At 72.0% G+C, this 23,006-nt stretch carries 11 protein-coding genes; 2 read left to right on the forward strand and 9 right to left on the reverse strand.

Annotation, left to right across the window (positions count from 1 at the left end):
* Positions 1–120 precede the first annotated feature (120 nt).
* Positions 121–2,904, forward strand: a complete 2,784-nt coding sequence (locus IE302_RS08935) for an ATP-binding protein (RefSeq protein ID WP_191253699.1) — start codon at positions 121–123, stop codon at positions 2,902–2,904.
* Between the two features lie 250 nt (positions 2,905–3,154).
* Positions 3,155–5,542, forward strand: a complete 2,388-nt coding sequence (locus IE302_RS08940; protein ID WP_191253701.1) for an ATP-binding protein — start codon at positions 3,155–3,157, stop codon at positions 5,540–5,542.
* Between the two features lie 202 nt (positions 5,543–5,744).
* On the opposite strand, the gene gntA is transcribed toward IE302_RS08940, so the two are convergent.
* From gntA to IE302_RS08985, 9 genes are read right to left on the reverse strand one after another with little or no spacing between them, the layout of a single operon-like run.
* The gene (gene gntA, locus IE302_RS08945; RefSeq protein WP_191253703.1) at positions 5,745–6,449 is read right to left on the reverse strand and encodes a guanitoxin biosynthesis heme-dependent pre-guanitoxin N-hydroxylase GntA; all 705 of its coding nucleotides are present in this window, start codon (positions 6,447–6,449) and stop codon (positions 5,745–5,747) included.
* Complete coding sequence (locus IE302_RS08950; RefSeq protein ID WP_191253705.1) at positions 6,446–7,204, reverse strand: 4'-phosphopantetheinyl transferase family protein; 759 nt, start codon at positions 7,202–7,204, stop codon at positions 6,446–6,448. Before IE302_RS08950 ends, gntA begins: the two co-directional genes overlap by 4 nt.
* Complete coding sequence (locus tag IE302_RS08955; RefSeq protein ID WP_191253707.1) at positions 7,201–7,947, reverse strand: thioesterase II family protein; 747 nt, start codon at positions 7,945–7,947, stop codon at positions 7,201–7,203. Before IE302_RS08955 ends, IE302_RS08950 begins: the two co-directional genes overlap by 4 nt.
* Positions 7,944–9,002, reverse strand: coding sequence for an HAD-IIIC family phosphatase (locus IE302_RS08960; protein ID WP_191253709.1), 1,059 nt, complete (start codon positions 9,000–9,002; stop codon positions 7,944–7,946). Before IE302_RS08960 ends, IE302_RS08955 begins: the two co-directional genes overlap by 4 nt.
* The gene (locus tag IE302_RS08965; protein WP_191253711.1) at positions 8,999–10,138 is read right to left on the reverse strand and encodes an acyl-CoA dehydrogenase family protein; all 1,140 of its coding nucleotides are present in this window, start codon (positions 10,136–10,138) and stop codon (positions 8,999–9,001) included. Before IE302_RS08965 ends, IE302_RS08960 begins: the two co-directional genes overlap by 4 nt.
* 14 nt (positions 10,139–10,152) lie before the next feature.
* Complete coding sequence (locus tag IE302_RS08970) at positions 10,153–10,404, reverse strand: acyl carrier protein (protein ID WP_191253713.1); 252 nt, start codon at positions 10,402–10,404, stop codon at positions 10,153–10,155.
* 45 nt (positions 10,405–10,449) lie between these two features.
* Entirely contained in the window at positions 10,450–11,295 is an 846-nt protein-coding gene (locus tag IE302_RS08975) for a 3-hydroxyacyl-CoA dehydrogenase family protein (protein ID WP_191253715.1), read from the reverse strand.
* Positions 11,292–14,228, reverse strand: coding sequence for a type I polyketide synthase (locus IE302_RS08980; RefSeq protein WP_191253717.1), 2,937 nt, complete (start codon positions 14,226–14,228; stop codon positions 11,292–11,294). Before IE302_RS08980 ends, IE302_RS08975 begins: the two co-directional genes overlap by 4 nt.
* An 8-nt stretch (positions 14,229–14,236) precedes the next feature.
* Entirely contained in the window at positions 14,237–22,996 is an 8,760-nt protein-coding gene (locus tag IE302_RS08985) for a type I polyketide synthase (RefSeq protein WP_191253719.1), read from the reverse strand.
* Positions 22,997–23,006: the final 10 nt, after the last annotated feature.

Raw genomic sequence — 23,006 nt, forward strand, 5'->3', positions numbered from 1 at the left:
CGGAGAACCGCCGGTACCCGGGAGGAATCACCGGTCACCGGTCGACTGAGACGCCCACCACGGCATGGTTCATACGGTTGGGTGACGGCCAGCCGGGCCCCGTCCTGGTGAACTGGGCGCATGAGCACCAGGCACCCGGGCGCCGGGACGGGACTGCGAGCCGATGTCCGTACCGAGGAGGTCAGGGCCCTGCGGGACGACGTGGTGCTCGCCGCGACCTCGTTGACAGTGCTCGCGGGCGAACCCGGCTGCGGCCGGGGCACGGTGCTCGACAGGCTCGCCGAGGAACTCACCCCGTCGGCCAAGGTGCTGGTGCTACGGCTGGCCGAACTCGACCGGACACTCCCGTACGGCGCGATCTTCCGGCTTCTCGTCCTCCTCGGCGCGGACCGGGCCGAGGAGGAGCCCGCGCGGCGATCCGTGCTGGCCATGCTCGCCAGGGCGGGCGAGACCACGCCGACCCCGGAAACCGTCGCGAAGATCGCGACGGCCGTGTTCGCCCTCCTGCGGACGCAGACCCCGCTGGTGGTGCTGGTCGACGACGCGCAGTGGCTCGACGAGCACACCGCCCGGCTGGTGAGCCCGCTCCTGCACCGGTGTTCGGCGGAGACGCCGATCAGCGTGGTCGCGACGGTGCGGATCGGCGCCGGGGACGACCTGTCCGGAAGTCCCGCGCTGCTCGGGGCCTTCGCACGGCTGCGGGCGGGCGGCCGCGCGAAGCTGCGGTTTCTCCGGCCGCTTTCGCGGGCCCAGTCGCGGTCCCTGCTGACCGGGCTGGTCTCGGCCATGCCGAACGACGGCCTGGTGACCGAACTGCACGCCGCGGCCCGGGGCAACCCGGCCGCGCTGACCGCGCTCGTGCACGGTTACCGGTCCGCCGGGGCCCTGCGGATCGTCGACCGCACCGCCTACCGAGTCGAACGGGTCGACCAGCCGGTGGCCACCGAGGACCATCCGCTCCTGCGGGCGGTGACCGAGGCGGGTGGCGGGGTGCGGGAGGTCGCCGAGACGATGGCGGCCCTCGGGCCGCTCGGCGCCTCGGCCGCCGGGCTGGCCGCGACCGCGCTCGGGTGGCGGGAGGCCGACCTCCGCGCGGTGCTGGACAAGCTCGTCACCGAACGGGTCCTGGTGCGTGACCGGGACGGCGGGCACCGGTTCCGGGTCCCCGCCGTCCGGGACGCGCTGCTGACCGGGATCGGCCCGTACGCCACGCGCAGCCTGGCCGCCCAGGCGGTCCACGCCGTGTGGTCGGGGTCCGCGTCCGTCTCCGATCCCGATCTGGTGCTCGACTGGATCACCCAGGCCGGATCGCTCGTCGACACGCGCCGCGCGTCGGCCGAACTCCTCGAGAACGGCAAGCGGGTCCTGTTCACCGACGGGGCCAAGGCGGAACGCTGGCTCCACGCGACGCTGTCCTGGGTGACCGAACCGCCCGAGCGGACGGTCGTGCTGATGTTGCTGAGCTCGGCCAAGGCGCTGCACTACCGGGCGGCCGAGGCCGGGGACTGCGCGCGGCAGGTGCTCTGCAAGCATCTCGGCCATCTGGACCCGGCTCAAGCGCAGGAACTGTCGACCGTGTTCATCTCCGGGCTCGCCGCCCGCCGCGATCTCGGTGAGCTCGCCGAGATCGCGGCGGGCGCGTCACCGGTGCTGCCGGACGACCCCGCCCTGATGGTGATCAACCGGGCGTACGCCCTGCTGCTGAGCCATCGCTGGATCGAGACGCGCGACCTGCTCGAACGGGAACGCGCGGTGTGGACCGCCAGCAACCACATCACCGCCGACTTCGGCACGATGTTCCTCGCGGCCTGCGGTGTCGTGCTCGGCGACACGTCCCAGCTGCACACCCTCGTGGCACATCCGGAGCTGTGGCGGGCGGCGCATCTGCCGCAGTACGAGGTCGAACAGCGCCGGTTCGAAGTGGAAATGCTGTTGCAGCTGGGAGAACTCCGGCAGGTGCGACAGCGGATCGCCGCGTCCGGACTGGTCGTCGGCGAGTTGCCCGTGGCGAACCGGTTCGCGCTGAACTACCTGGGCGGGGACTGGCCGGAGGCGATGGAGCTGGCCCGCCGGACGATGCTGGGCGGTACCGATCCGGCGCGGCCACTGCATTTCCTGCTGACGCAATGCGCGATCCGGATCCTCGGCGCGCAAGGCTGGCTTTCCCGGGCCAGGGCGCTCGCCGCCGACAGCCGCCCGTCCGGGATGCGGCACACGATCGACCACGCCGAGTTCACCGTGCTCAGCAAGCTCGGCGACACCGAAGGCGCCGACGCCTTGCTGTACTCGGCCGCGCGCAGCGCCGACGCGGGCGGCTACGTCCTGGGCACCGAGGACCTCTGGGCCGATCTGGCGCGTTCGGCGCTGGCGCGGAACAAGCAGCGCGAAGGGGAGCATTGGGTCCGGCGCGCGGCGCGCACGGCCACCCAGCTCGACACCGCCCGCGCGCACCAGAACCACCACCTGGCCCGGGCGGTGGTGTACCGCGAGCCCGCCGCGGCCCGGCGCGCGGCGGCCATCGCCCGCGAACGCCGCGACGTCCCCTACGAGTCGGCGATGACGCTCCTGCAGGCGGGCCTCGCCGGGCACCGGCCGGAACAGTCGTGGACCGAGGCGTACGAACTGTTCGGCGGGGTGGGCGCCTGGTTCTGGCGCGGCCGGGTGCGGAAGCTGTTGCGCGACAACGGCTTCGCCGGTCCCGGCCGGACGGAGACGACCGCCGAGAACGAACGGCTGCTGGCGATCCTCGTCGCCGAGGGACTCACCAACCGGCAACTGGCCGTCGTCCTCGAAACCAGCGAGAAGAGCGTCGAAGGCAGGCTGAGCAGGTTGTTCTCCCGGACCGGGTACGCGTCCCGCGTGGAGCTCGCGGCGGGGATCCTGACCGGCGAATACCGCACCTGAATCCCGCATTCAGAGGACTAATTGCGATCAGGCGGAGGTGCGCGGCACGCATTTAGAGGACGAAATGCATGGAGAGCCGCGCGCGTCTAGCAGTGGGAACGTCCACAGTCAACACATCGGGCGGTAACTGGCATCGTTCTCGGGTGCCACTGGCACCGAGCCAGTATCCGCGCCACAACGTTGTCGGGAGGCGGGGTGCGGGGCCACGGTGGAGATCGTCTTCGCAAGCCCCGAACAAGGTGGTGACCCCGTGCGTTTCGATCTACTCGGCCCCTTCAACGTCGTGCACGACGGACGTCCGGTCGTGCTGCGCGGGGCGACCCAGCGGGCCGTGCTCGCCTATCTCCTGTTACGCCACAACGAGGTCATCGCCACCAGCACCCTGCTGCAGGCGATCTGGGCGGACGAGATCCCCGCGACCGCGCGCAAGATGGTGCAGAACGCCGTTTCGGGGCTGCGCGCCACGCTGGCCCAGCGCACCGGCGCCGAGCAGGCGATGCTGCTCACCCACGCCCCCGGTTACCTGCTGCGCGTCGACAGCGACCAGGTCGACGTCTCCCGGTTCCGGCGTCTCGCCGCCGAAGGCCGGACGGCGCAGGCGGGTGGCGACGTCGACCAGGCCGTCTCGGCGTACCGCGACGCGCTCGCGCTGTGGCGTGGCCCGGTGCTCGCCGACCTCACCGAGACCGGCGTCGTGTGGCCCGAGCTGGTCGCGCTGGAGGACCAGCGGATCGCCGTCCACGAGGATCTCTTCGGGCTGGAGCTGGACCGGGGGCACCACCACGAGGTGCTCACCGACCTGCGCGGGATGGCGGAGGCCAACCCGAACCGCGAGCGGCTCAACGCCCAGCTGATGACCGCGCTCTACCGCTGCGGCCGCCACGTCGACGCCCTCGAGGTCTACCGCGCGACGCGCGCCAGCCTCGCCGAGGGCCTCGGCCTGGAACCGGGCAAGGAACTGCGCGAGCTGGAGCGCGCGATCCTCCAGCACGACGAAACCCTGCTCACCCGGCGCCCGGACCCGGCGCCGCGGCCCGCACCCGAGCCGGCGGCCGAGCCCGCCCCGGTGGCCGAGCCGCTGCCGTTCACGCCCGCCCCGGTGATCGCCCTGCCCCGGTCCGAGCCCGTCGAGAGCGAGCGCAAGCCGGTCGTCGCGATCGGTGTCGCCCTCGCCGCCACCCCGGACGACGACCCCGAAGAGGCCGTCGCGGTGCAAGCACGGCTGCGGACCGTCGTCGAGGAAGAGGCGCTCGCCGCGGGTGCGCATCTGCCCGGGGAATCGGGTCCGGTCGTGCTGGCCCTGTTCGGTCTCCCCCGCACCGATGACGACGACGCCGTCCACGCGACCCGGACCGCGCTGCGGATCCACGACCGGCTGGTCACAGCGGGCATCGCCACCCAGATCGGCGTCGACAGCGGCGACGTCCTCGTCGAGTTCACCGCCGCCGGTCCCGGTCAGGTGGCGGGTCCCGTGCTGGACCGCTGTGTCCGCTCGGCGCTGCGCGCGCCGGAAGGCCGGATCCGGGTGTCGGACGCGGTCCGCGAGGCCTCCGAACCCGCCGTGGTGCACGAGGCATCGGAGGACTCCCCTGGTTGGTGGCACGCCGTTTCCGTCCGCCAGCACCCGGTTGCGGAGCCCGCCGATCCAGGTGGCTTCGTCGGCCGTGACCACGACCTGGATCTGCTGAACCACCTTCTCGGCTTCGTCGAGCGCGGCGGCCGCCCGCATCGGGTGACGGTGCTCGGCGAGCCCGGGATCGGCAAGACCCGGCTCCTCGCCGAGTTCGCCGAGACCCTGTCCGAACAGCCCCGGATCCGGGTGCTGGACGCCGGTGCCGACGTCGCCGAAGCGTTCGCCGTCGTCCCGGGCCTGCTCCCCCAGACCGCCTCGCGGCTGCGCACCGAGGGCGGCGACTCCGCGCTCCGGGCGGCCGCCGGCGAACTGACCGCCTACGGCCCGCTGGTGGTGCTGGCCGACGACCTGCACCGCGCTGACGTCGAGACCCGGGACGCCGTCGACCGGCTCGGGGAAGCCTGTGCGGGGCTGCCGGTCCTGATCGTCGCGTCCGCCCGGCCCGGGCTGCTGGAAGCCGAACACGGCGAACGCTGCGGGACGACGGTCAGCCTCGCCCCGCTTTCCGACGACGCCGTCGGCAAACTGCTCGACAAGCTCCTTCCCGGCACCGCCCGGCTCATCCGCGGCAGGCAGGAACTGATCGGCAGGATCGGCGGGAACCCCCGCTTCGCGCACGCGTACGCCCAGGAGGTGCACGGCAGGACCACCCCGTTTCCGGGACTGGGCCAGGCGATGACACCCCCGCTCGTCCGCCGGACCCTCGCCGCGCAGCTCGACAACCTGCCCGCCACCGAGAAATCCCTCCTGAAGGCGGCCAGCCTCGCCGGGGACGCGTTCACCGCCGAGGACGTCGCCGCCGTCTGCGGCCGGGACACCGCCGAGATCGAGGGCACGCTCTCCCGGCTCGCGAGCCTTTCGGTGCTGCGCCGCGAGGACGACGACGCCGGCTACACCTTCCGCCGCGCGACCCTGCGGGAGCTGGTCTACCAGCGGATCCCGCGCGCGACCCGCACCGCGCTGCTGCGCCGTCCGGTCCCGCGCCGCGTCGAGGCCCTCGCCTGAGGGTTCCCGACCGGGCCCGAAGACGTGACTCGCGTGATTAAAGCCGGAACTCGCGTGATCGGACGAGTTCCGGCTCCGGTCACGCGAGTCACGGCTCCAATCACGTGAGTCACGGGCTTCAAGCACGCGAGTTCCGTGTCTGGTCACAACGAAAAGCCCCCGGTCACCGAAGTGGCCGGGGGCTCTTTCGCGGCGGGAGGGGTCAGCCGGTGGGGCGCTGCATCACGTCCGAGGTGTACTTGACCGACGAGGGCTCGTGCCGCGAGGTGAACGGGCACTTCCAGTCCTCTTCGGTCATCCGCCCGGAGAAGTGGCGGGACGGCATCTGGTACTCGTAGGTGGTGAAGCTCGGGTTGACCGAGCCGTTGTTGGTCGTCTCGCGTTTGCGGATCGCGTCCTGCATCGAGAAGAACTTGTCCCCCAGCAGCATGAACTGCATCAGCGAGTTGAACGCGATCGCCGGCCGCGAGAACCGGCGGCTCGCCCGGGACGAGCCCGGGTGCATGCCGACGACGAAGAACGAGTGCCCGGCGACGTGGAAGCCGAAGTTCGGTTCGTTCGGGTCCGAGGTGGCACCCTCGTCGAGGCCGTAGGTGCGGCTGTCGATGTCGTGGATGAGCTGGAGATGGCGCCACAGCAGGCGTTCGTACTCCTCCTCGTCGAGAACCCCGCCGGGTTCCTCGAAAGTCGACACGAAGGTGCGGAAACTCTTGTCCGACAAGGTGGATCGGATGCCGCGGGCGTAGCCGAGCATGTCGCGGTAGTGGGCACGCGCCGATTCCGGATCCCCCAGCGCCGGGTAGTGGCCGTGGACGATCGAGCCCTTCTTCAACGCCGCGCGAGCGCCGAGACAGCTGAACTCCGTGGTCTGGATGAACGCTTCGAGCTCCGCTTTCGGGTCGCTCATTTCACTCCGCCTTTCCGGTGCTCCCCGGCCGTGCGCTGCCTGCCGGGAAGCCAGTCGAAGGCGCGCACGGTGACCGGGCGCGCCGGGACGGCCAGCGCGGCCGCGTGGCCGGCGCCGGCGTCCAGTTCCGTGATCGTCCACTCAGGACGGTCGTCGAAGACGACTTCGCCGCCGGTGAGGGTGAACGAGGGCCCCGGCAGGCCGGCGAGGCCGATGCCGTCGACCTTGAGATAGGCCTCCTTGCAGGTCCAGTACCGGAAAAAGGTCAGCGGCTCGTGTACGGCGGCGGCCTCCTCCGGACGCAGCGTCCGCGCGGCCAGGCCGTCGTGGTCGACCGCCCGGACCTCTTCGACGTCCACGCCGACCCGGACCCCGGCGGTGACCGCGACCAGCGCCAGCGCGCCGGAGCGGGACAGGCTGAACTCGATCCCCGTCTCGCCCGCCAGTGCCGGACGATCGCCGTCGCGTGTGAACCGCAGCGCGGACGGCGGGATGCCAGTGTAGGAGGCGAGGACGTCGCGCAGGGCGACGTGCGAGGCCAGGAACCGGGCCCGTTCCTCGTCCACCGTGATGGCGGCCGCCCGGCGCAGCTCGTCTTCGGAGAGCGCGCCGAGCAGGCCGTAGACCTCGGCCGAGCCCGGGGCGAGCACCCGAGCAAGAGGGATCCGCCACACGTGCGCGTCCCGGCCGGGGCGGAGCCGTTCGCCCAGCGCGCCCGAAGGCTGTTTCCAGGCCGAGAACCACTGCGTGGTCATCGGCCCAGCTTCCGCTGGATCACCGCGAGCAGCTCCGGTACGCGCTGTTCGAGGTAGAAGTGCCCGCCCGGGTAGGTGACCATCGTCGAGTCGGCGGAGAGTTCGAGCCACGCCGCGAGTTCGTCCAGATCGGCCCGCGGGTCGCGGTCGCCGCCGAACACGGTCAGCGACACCGGCAACCGCTCCCCCGGCAAGTGCCGGTAGGTCTCGTTGACCGCCAGATCGGCCCGCATCAGCGGCAGGAACATCGCCAGCAGTTCCCGTTCGCGCCGCAGGACGCCCGGCAGCCCGCCGAGCGCGTGGAGTTCGGCGGCGAGCCGCTCGTCCGGCAGGTCCCGCAGCTGGAGCCGGGTGTCGGGCAGCTGCGGCGCCGCCCTGCCCGAGACGAACAGGTGCTTCGGCAGCGTGGCCCCGCGCTCGGCGAGCCTGCGGGTGAGCAGGTACGCGGTCAGGGCGCCGACGCTGTGCCCGAAGAACGCGAAGTCCCCGGTCAGCGCGTCACCGAGACCGTCGATGGCCGCCTCGACCAGGCTTTCGACGTCGCCGTGCGGTGTCTCGCGGCCGCGTTCGGCCCGGCCTGGCAGCTGGACCGGCAGGACGGCCAGGTCGTCGCCGGCCGCGGAGACCCATTCCCGGTAGACCGCCGCGCTCGCTCCCGCGTGCGGGAAGCAAAACAGCCTCGTCGCGCTGCCCGGCGGGATCCCGCCGGGCAGCCAGGGCCGCGCCGTGATCGGTTTGGTCATCGCAGCTCCATCGTCAGATAGGGCGGCGGCGGCTGGATCGTGCTCAGGTCGGACTCCAGGACGAGCCGCGCGCCGTCGCGCGAGATCTCGGAGAACCCCGCGAAGGCGTAGGTCACGTACATGACCCGGTTGCGCCCGGTCTCGACGAAGTCCGCGCGCAGCTTCGCGCCGTCTTCCTTCGCCAGCCCCATGATGTGGTTGAGCAGGACCGTGCCGACGCCGCGCGACATCACGCGGCACGACATCAGCATCATCCGCAGATGCCAGGCCTCCGCGCCGCGTTCGGCCAGCGCGAGCCCGATTTTGCCGTAACCGCCGTACTTGTCCGAAAGGGACGCGACGAGCAGCACGTGGTCGGGCGAGGTCCGCAGCTCGTCCAGTTCGTCGTAGCAGTAGGTGCGGCCGGTGGAGTTGAGCTGGTTGGTGCGGACGGTCAGTTCCTCGGCCCGCTGCAGATCCTCACGCTGGGCGCGGGCGATCGTGAACTTCATGTCCAAAGTGGACAGGAATTCCTCGCTGGTGCCCTCGTGGTCCTGTTCGACCTGCTCCCGCACGGCGGCCGCGCGGTAGAGCTCGCGGCGCACCCGCGACTCGTCGGTGACGAACTTGGGCCGGAACTCCTCCGACGCCAAGGTCTCTCCCAGCCTGGCCACGTCGACGGTCTTGACCGTCGGCAGCGCGTGCGCGACCTCCTCCAGTTCGAAGGGCTGGTCGTCGACGAACGCGATCGCGTCGAGGCCGATGTTGAGCGCCTTCGCGATCCTTTCCACCGAACCGGATTTGGGGTTCCAGCTGATCTGCGGGTACAGGAAGTACTCGTCGAGCCCGGCCGCCTTCAGCCGCGCCATCGCCGCTTCGTGGTCGTTGCGGCTGGCCACCGAATGCAGGACGCCCAGCTCGTCGAGCCGTTTGATCTCCGCCACGACCTCCGGCCGGACGGTGACCTCGCCGTCCTCCAGCAGAGTGCCGTCCCACAGCGTGTTGTCCAGGTCCCACACCACGCATTTGATGCGGCCCCGCTTCGGCTTTTCCAAGACCGTGCTGTCCCTGCTCATCCCGACACCTCCCGGTACGCCTCGTCCGCGATGGTCAGCTCCTGGATCTGGGTGCTGCCCTCGATGATCTCCATGACTTTCGCGTCGCGGTACAGCCGCGCCACCGGGTAATCCGGTCCGCAGCCGTTCGCGCCGTGGATCTGGACCGCGTCCGAAGCCGCCTTGGCCGCGGCCGTGGACGCGAAGTACTTGGCCACCCAGGTCGCCATGATGGTCGCCGGGTCGCCCGCGTCCTTGAGCCGTCCCGCCTTCTCGCACAGCAGGCGCCCGGCGTCACGCGCGGTGACCATTTCGCTGATCTTGGCGCGGATCTGCGGCAGGTCCCGCAGCAGCCCGCCGCCGGCCGATCGCGCCGAGGTGTAGGCGGCCGACGCGGCCAGCGCCGCCCGCACGATCCCGACCGAACCGCACGCCACGCTGTAGCGCCCGAGATCGAGCGCTCCGGTCATCACCGTTCCCGCGGCCCAGCCCGGCGGCCCGACCAGCGCGGACGGGTCGAGCCGGACGTCGTCGAACTCGATGGTCGCCAGCATGCTCGCGGTGGTGCCGAGCATGTGCCGGACCGGGGTCACCCGGACGCCCGGGTAGTCCGAGGGCACCAGGAACGCGCTCATCCCGGTGGCCGTGCCGGCGAACACCAGCAGCAGCCCGGCGACCTGGCCGCCGGTGATCCAGGTCTTGCGCCCCCGCAGTGTCCAGACGCCGTTCTCGGCGACCGCCGTCGTCCCCGCGGCGGTCGAGTCACTGCCGCTGAAATCCGGTTCGGACAGGCAGAACGCGCCCAGGGTCGTACCTTCGGACAAGGCGGGCAGCCAGCTGCCGCGCTGCTCGTCGTCGCCCCAGCGCTGCACCGTCGCGGTCACCATGGTGTGCACGGTGAGCAGGCTGCGCAGCGACGAACACCCGCGGCCGACCTCCTCGTGCAGCCGCCCGAGGGTGACCATGTCCAGCCCGGCGCCGCCCGCTTCGGCGGGGAGGAACGGGGCCCACAGTCCCAGCTCCCCCACCCGCCGCAGCACGTCACCGGGGATGTGCTCGGCCCGGTCCCACGCGTCCGCGTGCGGGCCGACCTCCTCGTCGACGAAACGCCCGACCACCTCGACTCCCACGCTTTCGGGCCGTGTCCTCGCCCTCATGTCTTTCTCCCCGTTCAGTGCGCGGCCGCGGCGGTGCGCCGCTCGACCAGCTCGGTCATCCGCGTGACGCTGCGGAAGTTGTCCAGCTTCAGCTCCTCGTTGGGGATCCGCGTGGCGAACGCCTTCTCGATGAACATGACCAGCTCCATCGCGAACAGGGAGTTCACGAAACCCAGTGCGAAGATGTCCTGTTCGTCGGTGAACGACAGGCTGGGGAACTTCGCCCCGATGAAGGCGCGGATCTCGCCGCGGACGTCCTGCGACATGGTGGATGCCTCTCTCGTAAAAGGAAGATGGTCGTCGGCCGCGGGTCAGCCGCTGTAGTTGTAGAAACCCTTGCCGCTCTTGCGGCCGTGCAGCCCGGCCGCGGTCATCTGCTTGAGCAGCGGGCAGGGGCGGTACTTGCTGTCGTTGAACTCGTCGTAGAGCACCTCGACGCTGTAGAGGATCGTGTCGACGCCGATCAGGTCGGCGGTCTCGAGCGGGCCCATCGGGTGCCCGAAGCAGCCGCGGAAGACCTCGTCGACCGTCTCCGCGTCCGCGACTCCCTCATGGACGAGGAAAGCGGCCTCGTTGACGGTGAGCATGAGCACGCGGTTGGAGACGAATCCGGAGGCGTCGTTGACCGGGATCGGCTTCTTCCCCATCGACAGCAGCAGCTCGCGGACGATGTCCTTCGTGGACTCGCTGGTGTGGTAGCCGGGGATGAACTCGCACGACGGCTTCATCGGCACGGGGTTCATGAAGTGGACGCCCATCACCTTGTCCTGGCGCTGGGTGAGCGCGGCGACCTTGGTGATCGGGATGGCGGAGGTGTTGACGACGAACACGGTGTCGACCTTGCAGGCCTCGTCGAGTTTCGGGTAGAGCCGGGACTTCAGGTCCCAGTTCTCGGTGATGTTCTCGATCACGACCTCGGCCTCGGCGAGGAGTTCGAGCTCGGTGCCGAAGGTGATCCGGCCGAGTACGGCCTCCGCGTCGATCTCCGGGCCGCCGAGCATGCGGCTCATCCGGCATTCGAGCTCGATCCGGTCGCGGGCGTCGGCCAGCTTGCCCGGGTCGACGTCGATGAGCACGGCCTCGTGCCCGCTGGTGGCGAGATTCTGCGCGACCCCGGTGCCCATCACACCGGCGCCGACGACTCCGACGAGGGTCATCGTTCCTCCTTGGCTGCGTTGCTCGTGGTCAGGTCCAGCACGCCGTCGAGCCGGCCGTGGGCGGCCCGCACCGCGTCGGCACCGCCGGGGTGCTCTTCGGCGAACAAGACGGTCGCGCCCAGTTCGGTGCCCAGGCGGGCGGCCAGATCCCGGGCGGTGACGTCCAGTTCGCCTTCGATCAGGTAGACCGGCCGGGTCGACCGGGCGCCGAGGGCGACGTCGGCGGCGGCTTCGGTCGGCTCGATCCAGTAGCGGTCGCGCTGGAACGGATAACCGGGCAACGTGGTCTTCCGCGGGTCACGGCCGTCGTGATAGGCCCGCCAGTCGATGTCCGCCCCGGAGAGCCAGGCCCGGCCGAGCGCTTCGGTGAGCACGGCCGTGTCCTGGCGGGGGTCGGCCTCGCCGGGCAGGGTGGGTACCAGCAGCGACCACGAAGTCTGGGGGAAATCGGGATGGCCGCGGAACATCGAGCCGAGCGACTGCCCGGCTCCCAGTTCCAGCAACACGGTATCCGGGGAAGTACTGGCAAGATGCTCGATCATCGCGGCGAAGCGCACGGGACGGCACATGTGCTCGGCCCAGTACCCGGGATCGTTCAGCTGCTTCGCGGTGATCGGCGCGCCGGTGACGTTCGACAGGTAGGGCACTTCCGGCTCGCGCGGGGTGAGGTTCTTCCGCGCCCACGCGGTCAGTTCGGCGGCGGCGGGGCGCAGGGCGCGCGAGTGGAAGGCGTGGGACGTGCGCAGCGGCCGGGCCGGGACGCCGTGTTCGGCGAGCGCGGCGGTCAGCTTCTCGACACCTTCGGCGGCACCGGAGACGACGATCATCCGCGGCCCGTTCACCGCGGCGACGTCGACACCGAACGCGGTCACGTCACCCACCAGCGCGGTGAGTTCCGAGGCGCCCAGCGGCACGGCTGCCATCGCACCCTCGGGCAGCTTTTCGATCAGTTTCGCGCGGGTGGCCACCAGGGCGGTCGCCTCCGCCAGCGTGAGAGCGCCCGCGAGCGTCGCCGCGGCGAACTCGCCGACGCTGTACCCGGCGAGCACCGACGGCTGGACACCCCAGGCGCGCAGCAGGCGGCCGAGCGCGTAGCCGAGGGTGAACACGGCGGGCTGGGTGACGGACGGCGCCGCGTCCTCGGCGTCGGTGACGCGGCCCAGCAGCCGGGCCAGGTCCCCGCCGTCGGCACCGCGTTCGCCGTGCAGGCTCGCCGTCGGGTCGGTGCCGAGATGGGCCTTGAACAGCTCGGCGCATTCGTCGACGGCGGCCTTGAACTCCGGCTCGCTGTCGTACAGGCCGCCTGCCATGCCGCGGTACTGCTCGCCGACCCCGGTCAGCAGGAAGCCCGCCTGCCTCGGCTTCGAGTCCGCCTCGGCGACCACGCGGGTCTCGGACGCGAACGCGTCGGCGGCGTCGTCCACAGAGGACACCACGATCATCCGCCGGTGCTCGAACGCCTTGCGGCCATTGTGCAGCGTGTAGGCGACGTCGGCCAGGTCCGTCCACTCAGGACGGTGGGCGGCGAGCCTGCCGGTCATCGCGTCGGCCGCCTCGGGAGTCCGCGCGGACCACGCGAGCAGCTGATGCGGCCGGGCGGCCGGACGCTCCGGGCAGTCCTCCGGCGCTTCCTCGATGACGACGTGGGCGTCGGTGCCGCCGAAACCGTACGCGCTGACCCCGGCCAGCCGGGGCCGTTCGCCGCGCGGCCAGTCACCCAGTTCCGTCTGCACGACGAGCTTGTCGCCGCTGTGGGCCAGCTGCGGGTTCGGCTTCTCGAAGTTGACCGCGGGCGGCAGCTTCTCGTGATGCAGCGCCAGCGCGGCCTTGATCAGCCGGGCGATGCCGCCCGCCTGGTTGATGTGCCCGAGGTTCGCGTCGATCGAGCCGAGCGTGATCCGCTCGACGGCGTCGACGTCGAAGATCTTCTGCAGCGCCGAGATCTCGGCGACATCGCCGAACGGAGTGCCCAAAGTGGACACTTCGATGTGGTCGATCTCGCCGGGTTCGACGTCGGCGGCGGCCATCGCCTCGGCGACGACGGCGGCCTGGCCGGGCACGCCCGGCAGGTTGAACCCCTGCCGCGCCCGGTTGCCCTCGTGGTGGATGGCCCAGCCGCGGATCACCGCGTAAACCCGGTCTCCGTCGGCCAGCGCGTCCTCCAGCCGCCGCAGCACGACGACGCCGAGACCGTTGCCGGGCACCTTGCCGTTGGCTCCCGCGTCGAGGATCCGGTTGATGCCGTCCGGCGCGAACCGGCTGCCCTCGCGGTAGAGATAGCCCGGTTCCTGGGGCACGACAACGGAAACCGAGCCGGAGATCACCAGGTCGGACTCGCCGGTGAGCAGGCTGGAGCAGCCCTGCGCGACGGCGGCGAGCGCGGTCGAGCTGCAGCTCTGGACGCTGACCGACGGTCCGGTCAGGTCCAGCGCGTACGACAGCCGGGACGCGATCAGGTCCTTTTCGTTCTGCAGGATCAGCTGGTCCGGTCCGACGGTCAGCGCGGTGACGTCGTTGGAGAGCAGGTTCGACAGCAGGTAGGTACTCGGGGCACCACCGGCGAACACCCCGGCGAGGCCTTCGATCCGGTCCGGGTCGACGCCCGCGTCCTCCAGCGCGTGCCACGCGCATTCGAGGAACAGCCGGTGCTGCGGGTCGAGCAGTTCGGCGTCGGTCCGGTTGTAGCCGAAGAAATCCGCGTCGAAGCGGTCGATCCCGGGGATCAGGCCCGCCGCGGGGACGAACGCGGGGTCGTCGGCCACTTCGGCCGGGACCCCGGCGGCGAGCAGCTCGGCGCGGGTCATCCGGGTGATGCCGTCGCGGCCGGCGCACAGGTCGGCCCAGAACTTGCCGATGTCGGCCGCGCCGGGGAAGTTCCCGGCCATGCCGACGATCGCGATGTCGTCGCCGGTATCCCGTTCTCGCGTGGTCATGGGGTGGTTCACCTTCCGGTCCGGCTCGGGCGCTTGCGGAGCTTCGCGGTGCGGGCGCGGCGGCGTTCGCCGCGGGCGGAGACGTCTTCGGCGACCCCGGCCGGCTCGGCGGCCGCCGGGGACTGCTCGCCGAGGAGCGTGACGAATTCGGCGATGGTCGGTTTCTCGAACAGGCTCGCCGGCGCGAGTTCGACGCCGAACTCCTTGGCGACGCGGCCGATCAGCACCAGGCCGATCAGCGAAGTGCCGCCGAGGTCGAAGAACGGGTCGTGCACGCCGACCTCTTCCAGGCCGAGGCAGTCGCACCAGGCGGCGGCGACCCGCACCTCCGCCGGGGTGCGCGGGGCGACGTACGCGGTGCGCAGCTCGGGCCGCGGATACCGCTCGCCGGTGGGGATCGCGGCGTCGGCGCCGACCAGCGCGTCGACCGAACCCATCCGGGCGAGCGCGGCCAGCACGTCGGTCAGCGGGAGCGGCAGCACGGTCACCAGCGGCTCGCCGGAGGCGACGATCCGCGACAGCAGTTCGGTGCCTTCCTCGGCGCCGATGCCGAACTCCTCGCGGAACTTGCGCGAGCCCTCCTGCGCTTCGGCGGAACCCGAGAGCCCGGACGCCGTCCAGGCGTCCAGCTGCCAGGGGCCCCAGGCGACCGACACGACCTGCTTCGCGGGACCCCGTCCCCCCGCCGAGGCCGAGGCGACCCCGTCGAGGAAGGCGTTGGCCGCCGAGTAGTCGATCTCGCCGACGCCGACGGTGAGCGTCACCGTCGAGGAGTACAGGACCAGCAGGTCGACCGGTTCGACGCGCAGCGCCTCGGTCAGGGCGAGGGTGCCGTCGATCTTCGGCGCCAGCACCGCGGCCGCCTGTTCGCGGGTCTTGTTCTGCAGCAGGCCACCACCGGCGATCCCGGCGGCGTGCACGACGCCGTCGAGGTAACCGAAGTAGCCGCGAACCTCCGCCAGCAGCGCGGCGGCCTCACCGGGCGCGCTGACGTCGGCGCGCAGCGTCAGGACGTCGGCGCCGAGGGCACGCAGGTCCCGGACCGCCAGCAGGACTTCGCTGGTGCGGTCGTCGACGCCGTGGTCGGAGATCCAGTCGTCCCAGGTCTCCTCCGGCGGCAGCTCGGAACGGCCTGCCAGCGCGAGGTTCACGCCCAGCGGCGCGAGCCGCCTGGCCAGCGCCAGGCCGAGGACGCCGAGACCGCCGGTGATCAGGTAGGTCCCGCCGGGCTTCCAGGCCAGCGCGTCGTCGGTCTCGGGCAGCTCGACGACGTCGAAACCGCGCAGCCAGCGCCGTCCGCCGCGCCAGGCGGCGACCGCGACCCCGTCAACGGTGTCCACTGTGGACGCCGCGAGCAGGTCGAGCTCGTGGACGGCCTGGGCGACCTTGTCACCGGCCCGCTCGAAGTCCGCGTACTGCGCGTGGACCAGCGGGTACTCGGCGGCGATCGCGTCGGTCGTCGCGGCGATGGTCGGGGCGAAGGCGTCGGTGGCGTCCCCGCCGAGGACGTCGAAGCCGTTGTGTCCCAAGGAAAGCAGGTCGACACGGCGGCCCGCGCATTCGGCTCCGATGGCCTTGCCGAGTTCCAGAAGGCTGTAGAAGCCGGATTCGAGGCCGCTCGCGGTGAGCCCGAGAGCGTGGACGATCCGGAGCGGTCCGTCCCCCGCGAGCACCTGGCGGTCCACAGCGTCCACATCGGAAGCGACCGTGACACGATGCCCGGCCGCTTCCGCCGCGGCCGCGAAACCGTCAGCGAACGCGCCCGGGTCGGCGAACAGGACCAGCTCGCCCGGGGTCGCGGGCACCCGGCGCGTGCTGTCCCGGCGCCAGGTCGGCGTGTGCGCGGCCAAACCGTCGCGGACCGGCGTCTCCGGCTGCGGCTCACCGGCGGACATCTGGTTGAGCGACCAGCCGGTGCCCCGCGAGGCGACGTCGGGCCAGTAGCGGGTGCGCTGGAAGCGGTAGCCGGGCAGGGAGACGAACCGGCGGTCCGGTCCGGCGCCGTCCGCCCAGCCGATCTGGACGCCATGCTCCCAGAGTGCGCCGAGCGCGGTCAGCCAGGCACTTCGTCCGGCGCCGGCCACCGGCTCCGGCAGCAGGGAGACCACCGGCGTCTGCGGCAGGTAGCGGCCCGCCGCCTCGGCGCCCTCGTCACCGAGTCCGGCTTCGACCAGGACCCCGGCGTACTTGGCCAGCGCCAGCAGGCCGTCTTCGAAGCGGTCGTCCGCGATCCGCCAATGCGCCGGATCGGCGGCCTCGGCTGCGGTGAGCACCGTGCCGGTGCGCGGCGAGATCACCGGCACCACTGGGGTTCCCGCCTGCGGAACTCCTCCGCCGAGCGCGAGTTCGAGGCCTTCTCCGAGGCCGAACAACCCGCCCGCGACGGCGGCGACACACTCGCCGGTCCCGCGTCCGAGCAGCACGGCCGGTTCGAGGCCCCACGCGGCCAGCAGCCGGGTGAAGGCGTACTCGACGGCGAAGACCACGGCCCGTTCGTCGGCCTCGGCCGTGCCGTAGAGCGCGCCGAGCAGGTCGGCGCGGCCGTCCAGCAGGGCCGCGCATTCGTCGATCGCGGCGCGGAACGCGAGTTCGGTGCGGTACAGCTCGTCGGTCGTGCCCTGCCACGCGCCGCGGGTGCCGGGCAGCAGCAGGCCGAAGCGCCGCTTGTCGGTGACGGCCGAGCCGTCGGTGACCGCGCGCAGTGCCGTGGCGGCGTCGGCGTGGTCGCGAACGAGCACCGCCTTGCGGAGCGGAAGGGCGCTGCGCCCGGCTTGGGTGGTGAAGGCGACGTCGGCGAGTTCGACGTCTTCGGTCAGGTGGTCGGCCAGTGCCTCGGCGTTGGCGCGCAGCCCGGCTTCGCTCTGCCCGGACACCGTGAGCAGCTGCCATTCCACGCCGGGAGTGGCCGTCGGAGCCGGTGCGGCCTGGTCGAGGACGAAGTGCACGTTGGAACCGGACCAGCCGAAGGAGCTGACACCCGCGCGCAGCACCCCGGCGGCGTTGGCCGGGAAGGGCCGCGCCTCGGGGACCGGGCGGACGGTGCCGTCCACGGTGACGACCGAGTTCGGCGTGCTCATGTGCAGGTTGCCCGGCAGGGTGCCGTTTTCCAGGGACAGCACGGTTTTGATCAGCCCGGCCATCCCCGCCGCGGCGAGCGTGTGGCCGACGTTCGTCTTGACCGCGCCGACGTAGAGCGGCTCGGGCGCGGTCCGCTCGCCGAAGATCTCGCCGAGCGCGGTGAACTCGATCGCGTCGCCGAGTTGCGTGCCGGAGCCGTGCGCTTCGACGTAGCCGATCTCGTCGGGGGTGACCCCGGCGTCGGCGAGCGCCGCGCGGATGACCGCGTTCTGCGCCGCGCGGTTGGGCGCGGTGAGCCCGTTGCTGCGGCCGTCCTGGTTGGTCGCGGTGCCGCGGATGACCGCGCGGGTCCGCCTGCCCTGGCCGACCTCGCCCGCCCGGCGGAGCACCACGACGCCGCCGCCTTCGCCGATGACGTAACCGTCGGCGCTCTCGTCGAAGGTCTTGGTGCGGCCGTCGGCGGCGAGCATGCTCATCTTGCAGGACTGGATGAAGACGTCCGGGTTGATCATCGCCGACGCGGCGCCGACGATCGCGATGTCGCATTCGCCGCGGCGGAGGCTCTGCACGGCCAGATGCGCCGCGCTGAGCGCCGACGAGCAGGCCGTGTCGACGGTCAGGCAGGGCCCGCGCAGGTCGAGCAGATGCGCGATGCGCCCGGCGGCGGCGGAAAGCGAGCTGCCGAGCCCGAAGTAGGGGTCGTCGGCCGCGTCCATGCCGTCGGCTTCGAGCTGCCGCATGCTGTACTGCATGGTGTCGATCAGCCCGGCGAACACGCCGGTGCGGCTGCCGCGCAGTTCGTCGGCGGTGAGCCCGGCGTCCTCGATGCCTTCCCACACCAGCTCCATGAGCAGGCGGAAGGTCGGGTCGAGCCGCCGCGCTTCCTGTGGCGACAGGCCGAAGAACGCCGCGTCCCAGCCGGCGATGTCGTTGACGAACGCGCCCTGCTGCGTGTACGCCTTGCCCGGCGCGGTGCGGTCGGGGTCGTAGTAGTCGGCGGCGGTCCAGCGGTCCGGCGGGACCTCTCGGACCAAGTCCTTGCCCTGAACCAGGTTCTGCCAGAACTTCTCCGGGGTGTCACTGCCGCCGGCGAAGCGGCACGAGAGGCCGACGACGGCGACGTCCTGGCCCGCGGCGGCCGGTCCGGTGACGACGGTCCGCGTCTCCTCGGCGGCCGGGGTGAGCGCGGCCAGCAGATGCGCGGCGAGCGCGGCCGGGGTCGCGTGGTCGAACACCATCGTCGGCGGGAGCGCCAGCCCGGTCTCGGTGTTGATCCGGCCGCGCAGTTCGATGGCGGTGAGCGAATCGATGCCCAGTTTGGTGAACTGCTGCCCGGCCGGGACGCCGTCGGTGTGCCCGAGCACGGCCGCGGTGTGGGTCAGGACCAGTTCGGTGATGACCCGTTCGCGTTCGGCCTCGGGCAGTCCGGCGAGGCGGGTGCGCCAGGCGTCGGCGGTTTCCGCGCCCTCGGCGGCTTGAGCGGCTTCGGCCTCGGCGATGGCGACGACCTCGGGAAGGTCGGCCAGCAGCGGGCTCGGGCGCAGAGCCGCGAACGGCGGGGCGAACTTCTCCCAGGTCAGTTCGGCGACGGTCAGTGCGGTCTCGTCGCGATCCAGCGCCTGGCCGAGCGCGACCAGACCGGTCTCCGGCGCCATGGCCGGGACGCCGAGCCCGCTGAGCAGTTCGTCGAGATCCGCGCCGACGCCCATGCCGACGCGACCCCAGCGGCCCCACGCGATCGACGTCGCGGGCAGGCCGTTCGCGCGGCGCCGCTGCGCGACGGCTTCGAGATGCGCGTTCGCGGCGCCGTAAGCGCTCTGGACCGCGTTGCCGATGGAGGCGGCGATCGAGGAGAACAGGACGAAGGCGTCGAGGTCGAGTCCTTCGGTCAGTTCTTCGAGGTTGCGTGTCCCGGCGACCTTCGGGCGGAGGACGTCGGCGTAGCGCGTGCGGTCCATCATCTCGATGAGGCCGAGTTCGAGGACACCGGCGAGGTGGAAGACGGCGCGGAGATCTTCACGGATCGGCTGGATGACGGCCGCGAGGGCATCCCGGTCGGCGACGTCGCAGGCTGCGATGGTGACCCTCGTCCCGAGGTCGCCGAGGAGTTCGTCGGCGCCGGGAGCGTCTTGTCCTTGGCGGGAAACGAGAACGACGTGCTCGGCGCCGTGGTCGACCAGCCAGCGGGCGACGATCCCGCCGAGTCCGCCGGTCCCGCCGGTGACGAGCACGGTGCCGCGCGGCTGCCAGGACCGCTTGGCCTCGGCGGGTTCGGCGTGCGCGAGCCGCCTGCCGAAGGCGCCGGTGACCCGGACGGCGACCTGGTCCTCACCGCGAGGACCGGTGAGGACGCCGCGCAGAAGAGCGACGGTCCGCTCCCCCGGCTCGGCCGGGACGTCGACGAGACCGCCCCACGCCTGCGGGTTCTCCAGCGCCGCCGCGCGGCCGAAGCCCCACAGCTGGGCCTGTTCGGGTGAGTCGGGTACGTCGTGGGCGCCGGTCGAGACCGCGCCGCGAGTGAGCGTCCACAGTGGACCCTGCGGGTCACGGGCGGCCAGCTCGCGGACCAGCGACATGGTGGCTTCGGCACCGAACGACAATCCGTCGGTTTCGGTCTCGTCGAGGGCCAGCAGGGACAGGATGCCGTCGAACGCCTCATCGGGCAGGGCGATGTGGTCGGGGCTCTCCACGACGAGCCGCCGCACCTCGGCACCGGCCAGGGCCTCGGTGGCGGTCTCGATCCACGGGTGCTCCCGCGTGGAGGTGACGAGCAGCCAGCGTCCGGTGGCCGTGGTCGTCGCGGGGGTGAAGGGCTGCCAGCGGACGTGGTAGGCCAGCGACGTCGCTTCGGCCGCCAGCGACCGGGCACGGCGATAACGTGACAGCGCGGGCAGGACGGTGCCGAGCGGAGCTTCGACGTCGGACAGCTTCAGTTCGGCGGCGAACTCGCCGACGTCGCCGGACTCGACGACCGACCAGAACCGGCCGTCCTCGGCGGCGACCACGTCCACACCCGGGTCCTCCAGCCAGAAACGCTTGCGCTGGAACGGATACGTCGGCAGCGTGACCACCCGAGCCCCGCTTCCGCCGAGGTAGGCGGACCAGTCGACGCGGGCGCCGTGGGCGTGGATCAGGCCCAGCGCGGTGACGAGCGTGGCGGCCTGGTCGCGATCCTTGCGCTGGGCCGCTGCGAAAACAGCGCCATCGGGGCGCACGGAACGGCCCATCGGAGTGAGGCCTGCGTCCGGACCGAGTTCGAGGAACGTGGTGACGCCTTGACCGTGCAGGGTTTCCACCGCGTCGGCGAACCGGACGGTACCGCGGACGTGCTCGGCCCAGTACTCCGGATCGGTGAGCCGGTCGGCGAGTTCGCCGGTCAGCGCCGACACGACCGGGATCGTGGGCTCGCGGTAGGTCAGGGTCCGCGCGACGGCGGCGAACTCGGCGAGCATCGGCTCCATCAGCGCCGAGTGGAAGGCGTGGGACACGGAGAGCCGGGTCGTGCGGCGGCCCGGGAACCGTTCGGCGACAGCGGTCGTCGCCGCCTCGGCGCCGGACAGGACGACCGCGCGCGGGCCGTTGACCGCCGCGAGCGCGACGTCGTCGGACAGGTACGGGCGGACCTCGTCCTCGGTCGCCTCCAGCGCGATCATCGCGCCGCCCTCGGGCAGCGCCTGCATCAAGCGGCCACGCGCGGAGACCAGGCGAGCGGCGTCCTCCAGGGAAAGCACCCCGGCGACGTGGGCGGCCGCGATCTCGCCGACCGAGTGCCCGGCGAGGAAGTCCGGGCTGACACCCCAGGACGTGACGAGCCGGAAGAGCGCGATCTCGAAGGCGAACAGCGCGGGCTGGGCGAATTCGGTGCGGTCGAGGCGCGCGGCGTCGGCGCCGAACACGACCTCCCGCACGTCGGGCAGGTGTGCGCAGGCCTCGTCGAAGGCCTCGGCGAACACCGGGAAGCAGTCGTGGAGACGGCGGCCCATGCCGAGCCGCTGCGAGCCCTGACCGGTGAACAGCACGGCCAGGCGGCCGGCGGTGCCGCTGCCGGTGACCGTTCCCGCTTCACCGCCCGCGAGGGCACGAAGACCGGCGGCCAGCTCGGCTCGATCGGCACCGGTGATGACCGCGCGGTGCTCCATCCCGGCGCGGGTGGTGGCGAGGGAAAGCGCGACGTCGACCGGTTCGGCGCCGGATTCGTCCACAGTGGACAACAACGCGGCCGCCTGTGCGCGGACGGCGGCGGGCGAGGCGCCGGACAGGACGTAGGGGACCACCGGCGGCGCCACGATCTCGCGGTCCGCGGCGCCCTCTTCGGCGGGCTGCTCAAGGATGACGTGCGCGTTGGTACCGCTGATCCCGAACGACGACACACCCGCTCGGCGCGGCCGGTCCGTCGCGGTCCAGGGGCGGGCCTTGTCGAGCAGTTCCACCGAGCCTGCCGACCAGTCCACGTGCGGGGACGGCGCGTCGACGTGCAGGGTCGCGGGCAGCGTGGCGTGCCGCATCGCCTCGACCAGCTTGACGATGCCGGCGAGCCCGGCGGCGGCCTGCGTGTGGCCGATGTTGGACTTCACCGAACCCAGCCACAGCGGCGTTTCCCGGTCCCGGCCGTAGGTGGCCAGCAGCGCCTGCGCCTCGATCGGGTCACCCAGCGCGGTCCCGGTGCCGTGTGCCTCGACGACGTCCACAGTGGACGCTTCGACCCCGGCGTTCGCGAGTGCGGCGCGGATCACGCGTTGCTGGGACGGGCCGTTCGGGGCGGTCAGGCCGCTGGAGGCGCCGTCGGAGTTGACCGCGCTGCCGCGGACGAGCGCGAGGACCGGGTGACCGTGGCGGCGCGCGTCGGAAAGACGTTCCAGCACCAGCATCCCGGCGCCCTCGGCCCAGTTCGTGCCGTCGGCGGCGGCCGCGAACGGCTTGCAGCGGCCGTCCGGCGCGAGGCCCCGCTGCCGCGAGAACTCGACGAACGCGCCCGGCGTCGCCATCACCGTGACCCCGCCGGCCAGCGCCAGCGTGCACTCCCCCGACCGCAGCGCGCGGGCGGCGAGGTGGACCGCGACCAGCGAAGACGAGCAGGCCGTGTCGATCGACACCGACGGTCCTTCGAGGCCCAGTGCGTAGGAGACGCGGCCGGACACCACACTGCCGGAGGTGCCGATGCCGAGGTAGCCCTCGTGTTCCTCGGGCAGCGCGGTCAGCCGCGACGCGTAGTCGGTGAACCCGACGCCCGCGAACACACCGGTGGCGCTGCCCTTCAGCGAAAGCGGGTCGATCCCGGCCCGCTCGACGGCCTCCCACGCGGTCTCCAGCAGCAGCCGCTGCTGCGGGTCGGTCGCCTCGGCCTCACGCGGCGAGATGCCGAACAGCTCGTTGTCGAACTCCGCGGCGTCGTGCAGGAAGCCGCCCTCGCGGACGTAGCTGGTGCCGGGGACGGACGGGTCGAGATCGTGGATCGCGTCGGTGTCCCAGCCGCGGTCGGCGGGGAACGGCGAGATCGCGTCACCGCCGCCGTCGACCAGCTCCCACAGCTGTTCCGGGGTGCGGACGCCGCCGGGGAACCGGCAGCTCATCGCGACGATCGCGATGGGCTCGGTCTCCTTCTCCCGCGCGTCCGCCAGCTCGCGGCGGCTTTCCCGCAGGTCGGCCGCCATCCGCTTGAGGTAGTCGACGTACTGCTCTTCCGAAGGCATGGGTCACGGC

The organism is Amycolatopsis oliviviridis (assembly GCF_014654365.1).
GTDB classification, from domain to species: domain Bacteria; phylum Actinomycetota; class Actinomycetes; order Mycobacteriales; family Pseudonocardiaceae; genus Amycolatopsis; species Amycolatopsis oliviviridis.

Bases quoted from the DNA above. Each gene is read 5' to 3' on its own strand.
- IE302_RS08950 (WP_191253705.1), bottom strand. From the start codon at position 7,204: ATGACCACGCAGTGGTTCTCGGCCTGGAAACAGCCTTCGGGCGCGCTG.
- IE302_RS08960 (WP_191253709.1), bottom strand. From the start codon at position 9,002: ATGAGCAGGGACAGCACGGTCTTGGAAAAGCCGAAGCGGGGCCGCATC.
- IE302_RS08935 (WP_191253699.1), top strand. From the start codon at position 121: ATGAGCACCAGGCACCCGGGCGCCGGGACGGGACTGCGAGCCGATGTC.
- IE302_RS08965 (WP_191253711.1), bottom strand. From the start codon at position 10,138: ATGAGGGCGAGGACACGGCCCGAAAGCGTGGGAGTCGAGGTGGTCGGG.
- IE302_RS08955 (WP_191253707.1), bottom strand. From the start codon at position 7,947: ATGACCAAACCGATCACGGCGCGGCCCTGGCTGCCCGGCGGGATCCCG.
- IE302_RS08975 (WP_191253715.1), bottom strand. From the start codon at position 11,295: ATGACCCTCGTCGGAGTCGTCGGCGCCGGTGTGATGGGCACCGGGGTC.
- IE302_RS08980 (WP_191253717.1), bottom strand. From the start codon at position 14,228: ATGACCACGCGAGAACGGGATACCGGCGACGACATCGCGATCGTCGGC.
- IE302_RS08970 (WP_191253713.1), bottom strand. From the start codon at position 10,404: ATGTCGCAGGACGTCCGCGGCGAGATCCGCGCCTTCATCGGGGCGAAG.
- gntA (WP_191253703.1), bottom strand. From the start codon at position 6,449: ATGAGCGACCCGAAAGCGGAGCTCGAAGCGTTCATCCAGACCACGGAG.
- IE302_RS08985 (WP_191253719.1), bottom strand. From the start codon at position 22,996: ATGCCTTCGGAAGAGCAGTACGTCGACTACCTCAAGCGGATGGCGGCC.